This is a genomic window from Neobacillus sp. D3-1R (genome assembly GCF_052180215.1).
GTDB lineage: Bacteria > Bacillota > Bacilli > Bacillales > Cytobacillaceae > Pseudoneobacillus.
Map to the genome: position 1 here is coordinate 46,036 of NZ_CP197471.1, position 16,635 is coordinate 62,670.

General features: G+C 34.7%; 15 protein-coding genes. 13 read left to right on the forward strand and 2 right to left on the reverse strand.

The genetic code is table 11. From position 1 onward, the window contains the following. Positions 1–2: 2 nt before the first annotated feature. On the forward strand, positions 3–653 hold the full coding sequence (locus ACSBPO_RS00290; protein WP_442597640.1) for a redox-sensing transcriptional repressor Rex: 651 nt from the start codon (positions 3–5) through the stop codon (positions 651–653). A gap of 22 nt (positions 654–675) precedes the next feature. Here the strand turns inward: ACSBPO_RS00290 and ACSBPO_RS00295 are convergent, their stop codons facing one another. Beyond that, positions 676–879 carry a YdiK family protein gene (locus tag ACSBPO_RS00295; protein ID WP_442597642.1) on the reverse strand — a complete coding sequence of 68 codons (204 nt, stop codon included), beginning with the start codon at positions 877–879 and terminating at the stop codon, positions 676–678. 18 nt (positions 880–897) lie between these two features. Beyond that, positions 898–1,632, reverse strand: a complete 735-nt coding sequence (locus tag ACSBPO_RS00300; protein WP_442597644.1) for a CPBP family intramembrane glutamic endopeptidase — start codon at positions 1,630–1,632, stop codon at positions 898–900. Between the two features lie 311 nt (positions 1,633–1,943). Between ACSBPO_RS00300 and groES the strand changes: the two genes are divergently transcribed. From groES to ACSBPO_RS00360, 12 genes are all read left to right on the forward strand, one after another. Then, entirely contained in the window at positions 1,944–2,228 is a 285-nt protein-coding gene (gene groES / locus ACSBPO_RS00305; RefSeq protein WP_442597646.1) for a co-chaperone GroES, read from the forward strand. A gap of 54 nt (positions 2,229–2,282) precedes the next feature. Further along, positions 2,283–3,914, forward strand: coding sequence for a chaperonin GroEL (gene groL / locus ACSBPO_RS00310; RefSeq protein ID WP_442597648.1), 1,632 nt, complete (start codon positions 2,283–2,285; stop codon positions 3,912–3,914). Positions 3,915–4,143: 229 nt separating this feature from the next. Then, complete coding sequence (locus ACSBPO_RS00315) at positions 4,144–4,353, forward strand: hypothetical protein (RefSeq protein WP_442597650.1); 210 nt, start codon at positions 4,144–4,146, stop codon at positions 4,351–4,353. 604 nt (positions 4,354–4,957) lie between these two features. Continuing rightward, positions 4,958–6,874, forward strand: coding sequence for a MotA/TolQ/ExbB proton channel family protein (locus ACSBPO_RS00320; RefSeq protein ID WP_442597652.1), 1,917 nt, complete (start codon positions 4,958–4,960; stop codon positions 6,872–6,874). A gap of 11 nt (positions 6,875–6,885) precedes the next feature. After that, positions 6,886–7,644 carry an OmpA family protein gene (locus ACSBPO_RS00325; RefSeq protein ID WP_442597654.1) on the forward strand — a complete coding sequence of 253 codons (759 nt, stop codon included), beginning with the start codon at positions 6,886–6,888 and terminating at the stop codon, positions 7,642–7,644. A 28-nt stretch (positions 7,645–7,672) separates the two neighbouring features. Next, positions 7,673–8,344 carry a vWA domain-containing protein gene (locus tag ACSBPO_RS00330; protein WP_442597656.1) on the forward strand — a complete coding sequence of 224 codons (672 nt, stop codon included), beginning with the start codon at positions 7,673–7,675 and terminating at the stop codon, positions 8,342–8,344. Between the two features lie 20 nt (positions 8,345–8,364). Further along, positions 8,365–9,309, forward strand: coding sequence for a hypothetical protein (locus ACSBPO_RS00335; protein WP_442597658.1), 945 nt, complete (start codon positions 8,365–8,367; stop codon positions 9,307–9,309). 152 nt (positions 9,310–9,461) lie between these two features. Further along, entirely contained in the window at positions 9,462–10,778 is a 1,317-nt protein-coding gene (locus ACSBPO_RS00340; RefSeq protein WP_442597660.1) for a protein kinase domain-containing protein, read from the forward strand. 22 nt (positions 10,779–10,800) lie between these two features. Beyond that, the gene (locus ACSBPO_RS00345; protein WP_442597662.1) at positions 10,801–11,553 is read left to right on the forward strand and encodes a vWA domain-containing protein; all 753 of its coding nucleotides are present in this window, start codon (positions 10,801–10,803) and stop codon (positions 11,551–11,553) included. 32 nt (positions 11,554–11,585) lie between these two features. After that, the gene (locus ACSBPO_RS00350) at positions 11,586–12,812 is read left to right on the forward strand and encodes a PP2C family serine/threonine-protein phosphatase (RefSeq protein ID WP_442597664.1); all 1,227 of its coding nucleotides are present in this window, start codon (positions 11,586–11,588) and stop codon (positions 12,810–12,812) included. 18 nt (positions 12,813–12,830) lie between these two features. Next, positions 12,831–15,965, forward strand: a complete 3,135-nt coding sequence (locus ACSBPO_RS00355; protein ID WP_442597666.1) for a DEAD/DEAH box helicase — start codon at positions 12,831–12,833, stop codon at positions 15,963–15,965. After that, positions 15,949–16,626, forward strand: coding sequence for a hypothetical protein (locus tag ACSBPO_RS00360; RefSeq protein ID WP_442597668.1), 678 nt, complete (start codon positions 15,949–15,951; stop codon positions 16,624–16,626). The genes ACSBPO_RS00355 and ACSBPO_RS00360 overlap by 17 nt, the downstream gene beginning before the upstream one ends. Positions 16,627–16,635: the final 9 nt, after the last annotated feature.

Here is a 16,635-nt window from a genome sequence, read left to right on the forward strand (position 1 = left end):
AAATGAATAATGAAACGATGAAGATACCACAAGCGACGGCAAAGAGATTGCCGTTATATTATCGATTTTTAAAAAATTTACATTCATCTGGAAAGCAGCGTGTTTCTTCAGCTGAACTTAGTGAGGCGGTAAAAGTTGATTCCGCAACGATTCGAAGAGACTTTTCGTACTTTGGTGCCTTGGGGAAAAAGGGCTATGGATATAATGTTAATTACTTATTATCTTTTTTCTCAAAAACCTTGGACCAAGATGAATTAACCAAAGTGGCTCTCATAGGTGTTGGAAACCTGGGAACAGCTTTTTTAAACTACAATTTTTTAAAAAATAATAATACTAAAATTGAACTTGCGTTTGATGTAGATAAAGGAAAAGTGGGGACAACCATCGGAGATGTCAAGGTATATCATATGGATGAACTTGAGGAAATCATCGTAAAGTCAGACATTCAAGTAGCCATTCTTACGGTCCCAGCTCCTGTTGCCCAAAGTATTACCGATAAACTCGTTAACGCAAATGTAAAAGGAATATTAAATTTTACACCAGCACGATTAGATGTACCGAATTCTATTCGGGTACACCATATTGATTTAGCAGTCGAACTACAATCGTTAATCTATTTCTTAAAACATTACTCGACAGATGAAGAGGAATAAAAAATGAGTCCATTAGGCGGACTCATTTTTTTTTGAATGTTTTTTTGAGTTTGTAATGGATGGCGATCATTTTTATCCCTGATCCTACGTCAAATGTAGCAAGAATGACTAATAGATAAGAGAAAAAGCCCCAGCCATCCTCTTGGACATTTTGAATAGCAAAATACGTAAATAAACTACCTAGCAAAATATATAGGATGCCGGAGCCAAAAGGTGAATATCTCATAAAATCCTCCAAATCATTTTAAAAAAATGAAATAAAGCTTTGAACTTTTTCCGCTTCTTGTATCATTTTTTCGATATCTTCTTTGAAAACAGATTGAATTAACACAACAAATGTATTCATGGCTACATGGGCAAACATGGGAACCCAGATTCGTTTCGTCTTTACATATAGGAAGGCAAAGGTAAAGCCCATAGCCGAGTAAAGCAGTGTATGTTCAGGCTCTGTGTGGGCTAATGCAAAGATAACCGAGCTGATAAGGGCAGATAGGAAAAAATTAAAACGTTTGTAAAGTGAACCAAAGATGATTTTTCGAAAGACGATTTCCTCTAAAATAGGTCCTAATACGGAACTAACAATAATCACAAGAGGGAACGTTTCAATAATCTTAATAATTTGTTTCGTGTTTTCCGAACCCATTTTAATTCCAAGCATATTTTCAATATTTGCAGCAAGCGATTGTGAAATTAGGGCTAAGAAAATACCGATGAAAGCCCAAAGCAAGGACCTTTGAAATGACATCGTATGGCTTCTATCTAATTGATCGGATTTCATTTCTTTTCTTAAAATAAAAAGTACAATCAGTGTCGTGATAGAAAAACTAATGAGGAGCCAATAAGATACATAAACCATTTTCCAGTTGGCAGGGGTATTTCCTAAAAATTTTCCTGTTAGTGTGAGGAGCGGAATCCCTAAAACACTGGAAAATTGCATGCCGATGTAGACAATGATGATAATCCAATATTCTTTTTTCAACGGTTTGATCTCCTTTACTTCTACTCTACAATTACATTTTACGCATAAAAGACCGTTTGTATCAATTAGAACTACTTCATTTCATCATAATCAAGAATAAAAGAAAAGACACAGGCTTATACTTATATAGTTGTGTCTAGAATAGGCATAGAAACCTTGTCTAATTTCGTCGAGATTTTCTTTTGAAAATTTTATGCATGATACTTGCAAAACAAATGAAGATTCATTAATATATAAAATGTGTTAGCACTCATGACTAGAGAGTGCTAATAAATTAAAAATTACATAATTTATTGAGGAGGTTATTTTTAATGTTAAAGCCACTAGGAGATCGCATTGTCATTGAGCTTGTTGAGGCAGAAGAAAAAACTGCAAGCGGTATTCTTTTACCGGATTCTGCGAAAGAGAAGCCTCAGGAAGCAAAGGTTGTTGCTGTAGGTACTGGCCGAGTTCTTGAGAATGGTGAGCGTGTTGCGTTAGAGGTTTCAGTTGGAGACCGCATTATCTTCTCAAAATATGCTGGTACAGAAGTTAAGTATCAAGGTACTGAATACTTGATTATCCGTGAAAACGATATTCTTGCTATTGTAGGTTAATAAATACCACTGAGATTTCATAATAGACATTAAAAAATCAGGGAGGTTTTACTAATGGCAAAAGAAATTAAATTTAGTGAAGAAGCACGTCGCGCGATGTTACGCGGGGTTGACGCTCTTGCAGATACAGTAAAAGTTACTTTAGGACCAAAAGGTCGTAACGTTGTTCTTGAAAAGAAATTCGGTTCTCCACTTATCACTAATGATGGTGTAACAATCGCTAAAGAAATCGAATTAGAAGATGCATTCGAAAACATGGGTGCTAAGCTTGTTGCTGAAGTTGCAAGCAAAACAAATGATGTTGCTGGGGACGGAACTACAACAGCAACTGTTTTAGCTCAAGCGATGATTCGTGAAGGTTTGAAAAACGTTACTGCTGGTGCGAACCCAATGGGTATCCGTAAAGGTATCGAAAAAGCAGTTGAGGCAGCTGTTAATGAATTAAAAGAAATTTCTAAACCAATTGAGAACAAAGCTTCTATCGCTCAAGTTGCAGCTATCTCTTCTGCTGATGAAGAAGTAGGTCAATTAATCGCAGAAGCAATGGAACGCGTTGGTAACGACGGTGTTATCACAATCGAAGAGTCTAAAGGCTTCACAACTGAATTAGATGTAGTAGAAGGTATGCAATTTGATCGTGGATACGCTTCTCCATACATGGTAACTGATTCTGATAAAATGGAAGCTGTTTTAGACAATCCATATATCTTAATTACAGATAAGAAGATTTCTAGCATTCAAGAAATCCTGCCAGTTCTTGAGCAAGTAGTACAACAAGGTAAACCATTATTACTAGTTGCTGAAGACGTAGAAGGTGAAGCACTTGCTACTTTAGTAGTAAACAAGCTTCGTGGAACATTCAATGCTGTAGCTGTTAAAGCTCCTGGCTTTGGTGACCGTCGTAAAGCAATGCTTGAAGATATCGCTGCATTAACTGGCGGTGAAGTGATCACTGAAGAGTTAGGCCGTGACCTTAAGTCTGCAACAATCGCTTCTTTAGGACGCGCTTCTAAAGTGGTTGTAACGAAAGAAAACACAACAATTGTTGAAGGTGCTGGTGAGCCGGCAGCTATCTCTGCTCGTGTAAACCAAATCCGTGTTCAATTAGAAGAAACAACTTCTGAATTTGACCGTGAAAAATTACAAGAACGCCTTGCTAAATTAGCAGGTGGAGTAGCGGTAATCAAAGTTGGAGCTGCTACTGAAACAGAATTAAAAGAACGCAAACTTCGCATTGAAGATGCTCTAAACTCAACTCGTGCTGCAGTTGAAGAAGGTATCGTATCTGGTGGTGGGGTTGCTCTTCTAAACGTATACAGCAAAGTTGCTCAATTACAAGCTGAAGGCGACGTAGCTACAGGTATCAATATCGTACTTCGTGCAATGGAAGAACCAGTTCGCACAATTGCTCACAATGCAGGTCTAGAAGGATCTGTTATCGTTGATCGCTTAAAGCGTGAAGAAGTTGGAACAGGCTTCAACGCTGCTACTGGCGAGTGGGTAAACATGATCGAAGCTGGTATCGTTGACCCAACTAAAGTAACTCGTTCTGCATTACAAAACGCTGCATCCGTTGCTGCAATGTTCTTAACAACTGAAGCAGTTGTGGCTGACAAGCCAGAACCAGCTGGTCAAGGCGGCATGCCTGACATGAGCGGCATGGGTGGAATGGGCGGCATGATGTAGGCTTTAAGCCTTCATCTTGAGAAATAGTTAATACTGTTTTTCACTCATTTTGTGAACTAGTCATGTAAATGATTTTTGTCTAAAGTATAGACTACTTCCTAATTACAAGGAGGTAGTCTTTTTATGTTGTTAAAATTTGCTTTTCAAGACTTTTTGGATGACAGGCGTTTCAAGAACACAACCAAGACAAACATAAGAAATTACTAGTGCATTGATAACAGGTAGTAATGTGAAAGACATTAATTACAGTCACATTAAACAATATTTATGGGAGAGCCAAGAGAAAGGGAATCAAGCGGGAACAATTAACACAAAACTTATGAGGATTAGGCCATTTCTAAACTACATGGTTGAAGGTGAAGTGTTTAAGAACAATCCAGCACACAAGGTAAAACGAGGAAAAGAAGACGTAAAGATTGATGGGTTTATTGATGAATAAAGGAAATAGGAAGAGGGAGTTTCAAAACCATATAGTTTAAGACTCCCTTTTTTCTTTAACACTCAAAAATGTAATGTTCCTTGTTGAATAAGGTTTTTTCCCCTAATAAAATTTTAGCATCGTAATATAAACAGAATTATCTAAGGTTTATTAATAAACCTTTTCATTCATTCCACCATTAAAGCATTATTTGTAAATGAATATGTTAAATTTTGTTGGTTTTGACTTAAGGTGTAAAAGGATCTAAGTCAACAAAAATAAGGTGTAGAAGCTCACAATAAACTTCGCTATTTTTTTACTATTTTCTAAAAAAATATACAAAATTCGACATATTTTTCATACTATTTAAATTAATCTTATTCTAGGGATAATTTTTAATGTTTAGGAGGTTTTCTAATGGATAATTTATTTCCAGTTTATAATGGCGATATAGCTGAGAGAATCCTTCAGTTTTTTTGGCTTGTGGATACTTCAAGTTCAGGAAAATATCATCATTAATTTTGGTGAGTCTCAAGTGAAGATTGTTATTAAATAAATCTATATTGTTGAAACACTGTCTTTGTGATGGAGTTTCCACTTTCTTTATGTAAAAGGAGTGATTGAAGTGCAATATCTTCTTACTATTTTTTCCTCAATCCCATCAACAATTATTATTCTATTATCTTTGGCCTTATTTAGTATTAGTACCATTTTTAATAAAATTATTTTCAAGCATTTACAGAATATACACCGAAACATAAAGAAAAAACAGTTTAATGACCCTTTAGTGAAACAGGTAATAAAAGCCTATAATGATCAAAAACGCCTAAATGGGGATAAAATAAATGTTCAATTAATAGTTGAAGCATCTATCTCCCAGTACCATATAAACATATGGAATAGGTCATACCCGCTGTTTAAGGTTGTCAGGTTCATTCAATCCCATACATCAGTTTTTATTATTCTAGGAGTGCTAGGTACATTTTTAGGCTTAACTGGATCTATTGGAGGTCTTGGAGGAGCAGATTCTGATGCAACTAAGAGTGTTCTCTCGGGAATGGGAGTGGCTTTTAATACAAGTATTACTGGTATTATCCTTTCTTTATTACATACATTTATGACCAAAATAGATAACAATGAACAGATGCTAGTTGAAATTATGCTAGAGATGGAAATACATTTGGAAACTAATGCTGTTAAGAGGGAAGATAATGTACTCTTAGGAATTTACGCTTTACACAGTTCGATTAAGGATATACTTTATGAAATAAAGGGGTTGTCGAAATTTTCAGAGGAATTTGAAGGTGCATCTAAACATCTCTCTTTATTTAACGAAGAATTGTCTCAAAATGCAGATAAATTTGGTAATGTCTTTAAGGGAGTTACCTCTTCTATGGAACAGTTTGTGGAGGATGCTTCACATCTTAATAAGAATTTTAGTGAGTTATTCTTATTCTTTAAAAATGTGGAGGAAACTAATCTTAAAGTTACCAGTAATGTTGAAACAACTTCCTATAATATCATCACCTTTATTCAAAATCAGACAAAAATCAACGAACTCAATCTAAACATCATTAATAAAGCAGCTGAAAACATCCAGAATTATCATGAGAAATTGGAAGAGTTTTTCAATAATCATTACCAATATCAAGCTGAACAAGTTGCTGCGCAAGAGCAGTTTACTACTTCATTAATCAACAAACAGGAATCCATAACAGATGATTTCAAGCTTATTAGGCAGGAAACAAATTCACTAGTAAATAACGTTACTGAAGTACTTGGCACATTTAATACTGCATTTAGTGGTGATTGGACTAATAAGTTTTCTCACTTCTCTCAATCATTTGATAGTGGATTAGGGAAATTACAGAATCAATATGATAGTATGTTGCTGTTTTTTAAAGATTTCCAAGAGGAACATTCGATTCAATTAGATAATCAGAAAGAATATGCATCTCTCATTAAGTCGATGCTTGACCAATGGTCTGGTACAACTCTAAAAACTACAGCTCTAGTAGATCGTTTTAATGGATCTATAAATGATTTCTCTTTAGATATCCAATCTGGACTAAATGTGTTACTTGATCAGCAAAATAGATTATTTGAACGGTTCGAGGGTATTGAACAAAAACATAGTCATTTATTAAACAGTACACAATATACCATCGATCAAATGGATGGTATGTTTAATGATAATACGGAATTTATTAATGAGAACATTACTAAATGGAATGAAATGATGGATAAAATCTCAGAGTCGATAGAATATAACTTTTTTAATAAGTTAAACCATTCTTTAGAGAAATTTAAAGATTTCTCAGAAGCTTCTACCAATCTTATGAATAGTCAATTAAATCTACTTGATCAATCTACTAATAGTTTATCTACCACTTTCTCAAATAATATTGAAATATTAAAAGAAGCGGTATCTAGTTTAGAACGTAACATACAAGAACAAACGATTACGATGAAATTTTTAATAGAAAGTGAAAAAAAGGAACAGTGGGTAACTGAATCTGAGAAACTTACCTCTAGTCTTTAAGGTGAAGAAAGATGTTTACAAAATATAGGCGGTTATTTCAAACGAGGAATGAAGAAACAGATTTTTGGCCAACTTTTACAGATCTATTAGCTTCTATTTTATTAGTTATATTATTAATAATGGTGTATACGATTTCAGAGAAATCAGCTGAATTAAAGGAAAAAGAAAAAGATATTACAAGAGTAGAGTTTGAAAGTAAGAAAATCCACAAAGAAAATTTAGAATATCGTGAAAAAATAAAGAAGATAATGGGAATACGGGTAGAAATTGTGCACTCACTACAAGAAGCTTTTGAAAAATCAAATTTAAAAATTGAGATTGATCCACAAACAGGTACTGTTTCTTTTTCAGGTAATGTTTTATTTGAGTCAGGCAAGGATATTTTACAGACTAATTTTCAAAAGGAACTTGATAAGGTTATTCCAGTGTATATTTCCGCATTATTATCAAAAGAATTTGAAGGGCATGTATCTGAAATTATAGTCGAAGGATATACAGATGATGAGGGCGACTATTTTGAGAATCTTGATTTATCACAACGTCGAGCATTTAATGTAGCAAAATATATTCTTGGTAAAAGTTCCCCATCTTATCCTGTTAAGGGTAAGTTGAAAGATTATATAACAGCAAATGGACGATCTGAAACGAAACTAATTTTAAATAAGGATGGCAGTGTTAATCGACAAAAGTCACGCCGAGTAGAAATAAAATTTCGATTAAAAGACGATCAAAGAATGCAAGAAATAATTCAAACATTGCCTCAAAAATAATATATCAACAAGAAGAGGGGATGCCGGAATGCGAAAGGAACGACTAGATTTGTATTTTCTGGTTGACCGATCTGGCTCGATGGAAGGAACGATAATAGAAATGCTGAATGGAATTTTGAGAAATTCTATGAAAGTATTAGCAAATGAAGTTGAGAGGTTCCCCAATTATGAGTTGCTCATTCACTGTATCAGCTTTTCTGATAAAGTAAAATGGCATATTGGCCCAGCGCCTGTACCAGCCAAAGTATTAGATTGGCACGATATTCAGGTTGCAATAGGGGGGACCACTGCTACATCTAAAGCCATTAATTTATTGTCAGATGAATTTGAGAGAAGAAAACGTATATCAAGGGTACCTCCCATCTGTGTATTAATTACGGATGGACCGTGTACGGATAGTCCAGAGGAGTATAAATTGGCAATCTCCCGCCTTAATAATACTTTCTTAGGTAAAACTGCTATACGACTTGCCTGCTGGATTGGTGAGAAAAGAGATACTGATTTAAAGCAGCTTTGGGCATTTAGTAATCAAATTCATTTTTTACACATTAATCCTGGAGATTTTTTAATAAACTCAAAAATACTTTTTGAAGCGGTTTTAGAGGCAATCAAGAATTCCATAGAAGGAAATAAGTTAACTGTGGATAGAAACACCTTAATTAAAGAGGGTGCCAGAAGCTTAAACCACGATGTATTTTGAGTTAAACGAGGTGCTTTTATTTGGAAGATATTGTGAGTCTATTAAAAAAATTGAAGGATAGTTATGGGATAGAAATATTTTATCAGCCTAGCAGGTTCCAGGCAATTCTGAAAGATTTATTACCGGGGAAGATCAGAGAAATAAATTTACTTATGTTTGCTATGCATGAGAATATTGTACCTGAATTGCATCAAGTTCAAGAATTCACAGTGAATCACACTTTGATTTCAAAAATATTCTATCAGCTTTACAATAAGTACGGAATAGAATCTCAACATATCCTGTGGTCCATTCAAACTTGGGGGGCTGTATTTGATAAAAAATTGAAAGAACAAGAAGAAATAGTGGAAAAAGTGAAAAGTATTCCATTCAAATGCATTGCCCTCCAAAAGGAACCATTTGAATCGGTCAAGGATTACAAAATGAGACTTCAATCCTTAGGTTTTATCGAAATAGCAAAAGGTAAATTAATGAAACATTTATATAATCCTGAAACCGGATTGTTACCAGTCAAGGTAGTCCAAACCAACTACGATAATTTAGTTAAAAATGGTAAGTATTATTGTCTCTTTTTACAAGCAGAAGAGGCGAAAGAGATGTTCCAGCGAAGTTCTTTATATCCTTTATATGCTACCATCATTAACACAAAATCAAATGCTAAGATACAGGTTATTCAATTGGATAATGCCGGATATAGATATGAGTTATCATCATATTTTGATGGCATAAGTTCAATACGTATAGACTCAAAATATAATCAGTTTATCAAATTTTTAGATTCGTATCCTTACATAACAGATGCCATTATCCAAACGGAAGCAGACCGTTTTTTGGAGAAACATCTAAATTGTAAGCGACTGATAAAGAACCTTAATTCATATTTCCAATCTAACTCTTACCAATCAGAGGCATTAGCTGATTTAATGATGCAAGATCGGGAGCATAGGAAGATTGGTATAATATAGTTATTTTTTAGCCCTTCCTTTATAAATAGTTTATTATTGTAATAGGAAAATTTTTGAATTAAGTATAATTTTAAAATATTGTTTTTTAAGATAAGATTTTTAAAGTAATAGATTAAAAAATATGCTAATAGACACATGGAGGTTAAGGGTACATGGCTGTTTTAAAAGCTGGGGATAAGGTATCAATGAAACTTGGTGGAGAAGCAAATGTTATTTCGGAATTTGGTTCAGGTGGACAAGGCACCGTATACAAGGTCTCTTATGATGGGAAAGAATATGCTTTAAAGTGGTATCATAAAGGGGTTTTTAAAGGGAAAGAAAAGGAGTTTTACGCTAACCTTGAAAATAATATCGCCAAGGGAGCACCAACAAATTCATTCCTGTGGCCGATTGGTATAACTTCTGTATTAGATGATCAGTTTGGCTATATTATGGATATTCGTCCACAAGGCTATGAGGAATTAACGGCATTTTTTGTAGGATCTGCAAAGAGAAAGCAGGTTCGCTTCAAATCTTTTGAATCGATTGCTAATGCGGCTATCAATATCATTCAGGCTTATAGAGAGTTACATAATGGAGGATACAGTTATCAGGATATTAACAATGGTAATTTCTTCATTGACCCGTCAAACGGAGAAGTGCTCATCTGTGACAATGACAATGTTTCACCATATGGAACTAATCTTGGGATTATGGGCAAACAGCGTTACATGGCTCCAGAAATTGTGCAAATGTTGAATGATCCAGATAAGACTTCAGATAGGTTCTCACTTGCGGTTATTTTATTCCGATTACTGTTTATCAACCATCCATTAGAAGGACGGTATTCAACCCCTCCTTGTATGACGAAGGAATTGGAAAGAAAATATTATGGAACTGACCCAGTATTTATCTTTGATCCTATGGATAGTCGAAATCGTCCGATTCCAGGTACGGACCATAATCTTAAATTGTTTTGGAACGTATATCCATTATATGTGAAGGAAGCTTTCGCAAAAGCCTTCAGCAGAGATGTGATGTTAAAAAAAGCACCGAGAATTATTGAAAAGGAATGGCTCGATATTTTCTTTAGACTTAAAGCCGACATCATCAAATGTCCTAACTGTAATGAGGAAATGTTTGCATCTGATGGGCCTTCAAGCAAATGCTTTGAATGCGAGAAACCTTTATCGAGATGGAATGCACTTGAAACACGTTCTTATCATGTACCGCTACTTTTTGATAGTAAGATTTATTTTTGGCATGTCGATTCCTCGGAAGATGATATCTACTCTGTACTAGGTGAAGTCATTGCCAACAAAAAGAATCCCTCTTTATATGGTATTAGAAACCTTTCTACTTTGAACTGGAAAGTGAATCTTCGTGATGGTACGCAACGTGCAGTAGCACCAAATGATGTTGTTCCTGTACAAAGTGGATTTGTTATTGAGTTTGGAAATATGTCTCAAAATAGTGGAAAAATTATTTAATTAATGAAAGGAAGTATGAATGATGTCACTACTTGATAAAATTGCACCAGCTCCTCGAAAGATCATGACCCTATTCTATCTTGTCGACACTTCTGGTAGTATGTACGGCGAGAAAATAGGAAAAGTAAATGCAGCTATGGAAGAATGCATTCCTGACTTAACTCAAATCTCAAAAGAAAATGATGATGCTGAAATTAGAGTAGCCATTATGCAATTCTCTGATGGTTGTTCTTGGATTACGCCGCAATCTGGACCAGTTGGCATAGAGGATATTATCTGGAATGATTTAAATGCAGGTGGTTTAACTGACCTTGGTGCAGCCCTAATTGAACTTGATAAGAAGCTATCCCGCAATGAATTTTTACAATCCCAAACAGGTGCGTATGCCCCGGTTATATTGTTGTTCAGTGATGGTGGCCCTACTGATAATTGGGAGAAAGGTCTTGCTCAAGTTAAAAACAATAACTGGTTCAAGAATTCTATCAAAATTGCTATTGCAATTGATATTGATGGTGAAGCAGACAAGGATGTACTTGCAAAATTTACAGGTAATTATGAATCGGTGATTACAGTTAAAGACAAAAATATGCTTAAAAAGATGATCCACAAGGTAAGTATTCGTGCGTCCGAATTCCAAAGCCATAGCAAGCAGTCTAGTGATCATTTAAGTTCACCAGAAGAGGATTCTGGAAAAATTGTTAAGGATGTAATAGAAGATGTAGATAATGAGAACACCTTAGATTCTGATAATAAACCTGATTGGAGTAATTGGTAATTGAAAATTGCTCAGAAGGAGGCTTTTATCCATTGTCTATATCTATGAAGGCATTTAATAGAACTTCTATTGGACATAAACATATCCGTGTAAATAAAGTGTGTGAAGATGCATCTGATAGTTATACATCAGATACCATGACTATAGCTATTGTTGCTGATGGTCATGGTAGTGATAACTACCCTCGTACAGATAGAGGTTCAAGATATGCTGTTCAAGCAGCTATGAACTGTGTGAAAGAATTTATGGAGGGGATTGCTCCTGATGAATTTAACCACGAGACAATTCACCCTACCATATTTGATCAATTATCTAAAAGTATCCTTTCAGCTTGGCATACTTTTGTTGAGGATGACTGCACAGAGAATCCTTTTTCTGAGAGTGAATTGACGGTTGCAGCAGATAAATATAAAAAATATTATGAAAGTGGAGAAAATGTAGCAAAAGCTTATGGCACCACTTTGATGATTATCGGAGCAACGAAAGAGTATTGGTTTGGTCTGCAAATAGGAGATGGAAAATGTGTTTTCGTAGATACGAAAGGGAACTTTTCACAACCTATACCTTGGGACGAACAATGCCACTCCAATATCACTACATCAATATGCGATTCTGATGCATCTGAAGAATTTCGTTATTTTGTAAGCAAGGAAATTCCTCTTGCGGTTTTTATCGGTACAGACGGCATTGATGATTCGTACTCCAGTAATGATGAACTTCATTCATTCTATCGCTCTGTTTTAACCATCTTCGGTGAACATGGCTTCGAAGTAGGCTGTAACGAGGTTAAAGACTATCTTCCCACGCTCTCACAACGTGGAAGCGGTGATGATGTTTCAATTGCCGGAATCTTAAATATTGAAAAGATTACAGCATCAGTTGACTTGCTAAAAGCGCAGAATGAATACGATTCAACTTTATTGCTAAAAAAGAAAGCAGCACACTACTTACTTTCAACAAAAGAAAGAATGGAAAAAGCAAATGCTGTTGTAATTCCAGAATCGAAAGCAAACATGGGTGATACAATAACAAAACTTAATAAGGCTAAGGAAGATTATGCTAAGTCACAGCGTGATTATGATGAGGCAGAAGCTGCATTTAGATTAGCAGAACTAAAACTTACCGCATTTCAAAATATGATTAATGATGTGTCTAATAATGTAGAGAAGGAACCACATGATATTCAAACGGAGTGTAGAACATCTGCAACGGAACCTTCTATGGAAAAAGTTCAAGGTCCAGATGCTAATTTACAATAATAAAAGAAGGTTAGGAAAATGGATAAGTTGGAGATAAAATCCGTATTTCAGCAAAAACCTAGTATACTCATGTCTCGAGTTAGATTAAAGGGCTTCTATAGCGATGTTTATACAAACGATTTTAAAAAAGTTAATTTGCTTATGCTGGCTTATGATAATGGTGTCCTTGAAACACTCAAATCTTCCTCTCCGGTAAACGAATTTGATCGAAATAATCTGATTACAAAACTTATAAAACAGTATTCTGTTATGGAAGACGCTGCTATTTGGGCAATTGATACTTGGCTTTCAGCAGTAGATGTTCAAGTTCTACGTAAATTAACTGAGGCAGAGGCAGCTCTGGCTTTGGACGCTACTCGTAAAGCAGAAGAACTGAAAAAGGAAGCGGCAAAACTTCTTGAAGAATCAAATCATGGGATACATTCAGATGAAAATGGTTACATGGACATTATTGAAAATCCAATTGATATTAGGGATGAGTATGATACCTACTATGTCAATACTAAACTAATTAAATACCAAGATAGAATCTACGTTCCTTGTGGAGTGGGCAACTCAGACTATGGGTTTTTTATTTGCGGAATAAACAAAGTATATAAATGCAACCACCCATATGCAAATGTGTATGCGCTTGTGTACAACTATATGGTTCGCAATTCTAAAATCAAAGTTGAGGATAAACCTCATTTACTTAAGCAAGGGCAAACCGTATTTAACCTTGATTATAAGAATGTTTTCCGCTATTCCATCATCCTTTTACAGATGGTGAAAAATAACCTTCTAAAGAATGATACGCTTGAGATGAATTTTGTTGGAGTCAAAGATGAAATAAAGTTGGCAGTTAAGATAATTAATCACTATTCTGCCTTGTTCTGCAGACTTATTGGGATCGCTCCACATAGTATAAAAATAGTGTTTAATAGAAATGCCAGTACTATGGGACTAGCATCAAATAAAGGAATATATATTGAAGAAAATCAAGATTTAATCTCAAATGCTCGTGAACTTTGGATTGGCCAGCGAATTTATTATAGTTTAAAAAAAAGTAATCTTCGTGATTTAGAGTATATACTTAACGAAATATCACCTTTTGACAGTTTTAAGGAAGGACAATTTGAGGCATTAAAAAATATGCTATCATCAAAGGAACACGCAGTTTGTATAATGCCTACTGGAAGCGGGAAATCTCTAATCTATTATATGGCTTCACTACTTCAGCCACTGCCTGTGTTTGTAGTGACACCGACAGACATTTTGATTCGTGATCAAATCCGTAATTTACAAAAGTTCCACCATTTCGATAATGTTTCTCATTTGAAACTGACGACAGACAATAATTTTCGAGAATATGAAATGTATAACAGTCTTTTATTTCTCACCCCGACAACATTTCAAAATCGTAATTTGCTTAGTAGATTTAGACATATTAATAAAGATCTTCAAGTTGCTTTTATTGTTTTGGATGAGATCCATTGCCTGTCTAATTGGGGACATGATTTCAGACCGGAATATTTAATGTTGTCTAAATTTCTAAACAAATTCTTGGACAGAACCACATTCCTTGGCTTTACCGCAACTGCAAACTATACGGTTGTTGAGGATATTCAAAAACAGTTAGCAATACCACAGAATAATTTCTTCTCACCGATTGGTTTTGATAAATATAATATCTCTTATGATTTCCGGTGTGTTGACAGTACTGATGAAATGTACGAGACAACTTCTGAAATTATACAGGAATTACTACGTAAAAACGAGAGAACCATCATATTTACAAAGAACGAAGGAATTTCTCTTAAAGTTGCAGACGCTGTAGGGTTCGAAGCGGATGTTTTTCTTAGAAGTAACCCAACCGCATATCATCATTTTGCTGATGGGAAATGCAAAGTCTTAGTTGCATCTGAAGATCTAGGAGTTGGAATTAACTTCCCGAATGTAAAAAATATTATACATTTTGGATTACCTGTATCTAAGAATGAATATGTACAGGAGATTGGTCGAGCTGGACGAGCAGATGAGCAAGTTACCTCTTATATTATTTACTTAAATAGTACATCAAAGAATGTGGACCCTTCTCTCTTGAAAAGAAACACAGGGATAGAACAAATTTCTGAATTGATTAACCAGCTTGATAACGACTATACAGATGCTTTCCGTAAACTTAACAACAATGCGGATTCAAAGGAAGCTTTATATAACCAGTTGATTGTGCTGTATGAGAGATTTAGGAACGAAGGAAGAGCTCATTACGTTACACCATATGCTATCGAAACCATTGAATCCGCTCGTAAAAATTTATATATGCTTTATGTTATTGGCTATGTATATGATTGGTATTCATTTTCAGCAAACGATGAAGCAAATACGGTGAGTATCTTTGTGGATATTAGCTCAACAAATCACAACTTATATTCAAAAGCTGAAAAAATGATTAATCGCATGAAGGAAAAAGCTTCTGATTATTTTGATTTTATGGGTAGTAATCGGGAGAGTATTGTCAAAATTGCTAGAGCCTCCACTATTGAAGAAATAATCAAAGTTTATGTTGATTGGTATTATGCTAAATATTTGTATCTTCACAAAGAGCAGTTTTTAGATTTCTTGGATTTCATAGAGGGAAACCAAGAAGGGGATAACGAAAAAATCACAAGCGAGATTAAGGAGTATTTCACCTTACCATTTATTGAGATTATAACTGATGAAGAATATTACTCTAATCTAACACTCGAAGAGCTTACTTCGAAAATTCTTAAAGGTACTGGTAAACATACTATTGCCAATATTGAACGAATAAACAGTAACCGCTATTCGTATAGACTGGACTTCTTTTTGTTCTTAGGCGGGCTCCAACTGAATTCTAGATTTGACCGTAACCGACTTGAACGGATTCTGAATCATGTATCGGGTTATGAGTTACTTGAACTAAAAGATTCTCTATTTAGTATTTTCTCCAAATGTAATTTAGAAGGAAGACTTTCAATTCTTAAGTATTTAGATTCTAAAGACAATTCATTAGGCATTACCTTCCTTGAATTCTTTAATAAAGTTTACGAAGCTGGAGAGAAAGATACGATTTATTACGGTGTAATGGCTATATATGCTAATAAACGTTTCAACAGTTTAGGAGGACATAAGTATGCTAGAATCTATTGAACAGCTTGAGAAAGAAATAGAAACATTCCATCAGAATGTTTTGGCTTCTAATGAACTTAATCTGCTTATTACAACATTAATAGAGCAAATTAAGAAGCAAAGAGAAGGATTCTCTCATTCTTCTACGGATTTATTAGATAAAATCAATACATCTACGATTACGATCCAGGAACATAATAAACAAGCCATAGATGAGTTAATTCGTACAATTTATTCACAAACATCTGATCTCTCTATTCAAAGTAACCATGTCATCGAGCAATTAAAAGAGGTTCCTGCTACCACTGAACAGAAAAATGAAGTATTACGAGCTCATGTTACTTCTTCTGTTCTCGAACTTGAAAGCTTAATTAACAGCCTTCCGAACCAGGTGAAATCGGCCAATAGTATCGTTATGGTAGAAGAGTTGGCTAAGTTTAAAGCTGAGCAAGATCGATACTTATCTGAACTTGGAAACGTTGTAAAGACCATAACTGCCTATAAAACCGAATTGGAAACGAAACACTCTGCTTTTTTAAGCAAGCTAGAATCAACTAACATAGATCAGTTATATAAACTTGCTCAAGAAACGAAAGATTCGATGAACAAGAGATTTACATTTTTATTTGCGGGACTTAGTGTAACTATTGTATTGATGATTGTTTCATTTATTATTAAGTAGGTGAAATAG

Bases quoted from the DNA above. Each gene is read 5' to 3' on its own strand.
- ACSBPO_RS00290 (WP_442597640.1), top strand. From the start codon at position 3: ATGAATAATGAAACGATGAAGATACCACAAGCGACGGCAAAGAGATTG.
- ACSBPO_RS00295 (WP_442597642.1), bottom strand. From the start codon at position 879: ATGAGATATTCACCTTTTGGCTCCGGCATCCTATATATTTTGCTAGGT.
- groES (WP_442597646.1), top strand. From the start codon at position 1,944: ATGTTAAAGCCACTAGGAGATCGCATTGTCATTGAGCTTGTTGAGGCA.
- groL (WP_442597648.1), top strand. From the start codon at position 2,283: ATGGCAAAAGAAATTAAATTTAGTGAAGAAGCACGTCGCGCGATGTTA.
- ACSBPO_RS00325 (WP_442597654.1), top strand. From the start codon at position 6,886: ATGTTTACAAAATATAGGCGGTTATTTCAAACGAGGAATGAAGAAACA.
- ACSBPO_RS00330 (WP_442597656.1), top strand. From the start codon at position 7,673: ATGCGAAAGGAACGACTAGATTTGTATTTTCTGGTTGACCGATCTGGC.
- ACSBPO_RS00340 (WP_442597660.1), top strand. From the start codon at position 9,462: ATGGCTGTTTTAAAAGCTGGGGATAAGGTATCAATGAAACTTGGTGGA.
- ACSBPO_RS00345 (WP_442597662.1), top strand. From the start codon at position 10,801: ATGTCACTACTTGATAAAATTGCACCAGCTCCTCGAAAGATCATGACC.
- ACSBPO_RS00355 (WP_442597666.1), top strand. From the start codon at position 12,831: ATGGATAAGTTGGAGATAAAATCCGTATTTCAGCAAAAACCTAGTATA.
- ACSBPO_RS00360 (WP_442597668.1), top strand. From the start codon at position 15,949: ATGCTAGAATCTATTGAACAGCTTGAGAAAGAAATAGAAACATTCCAT.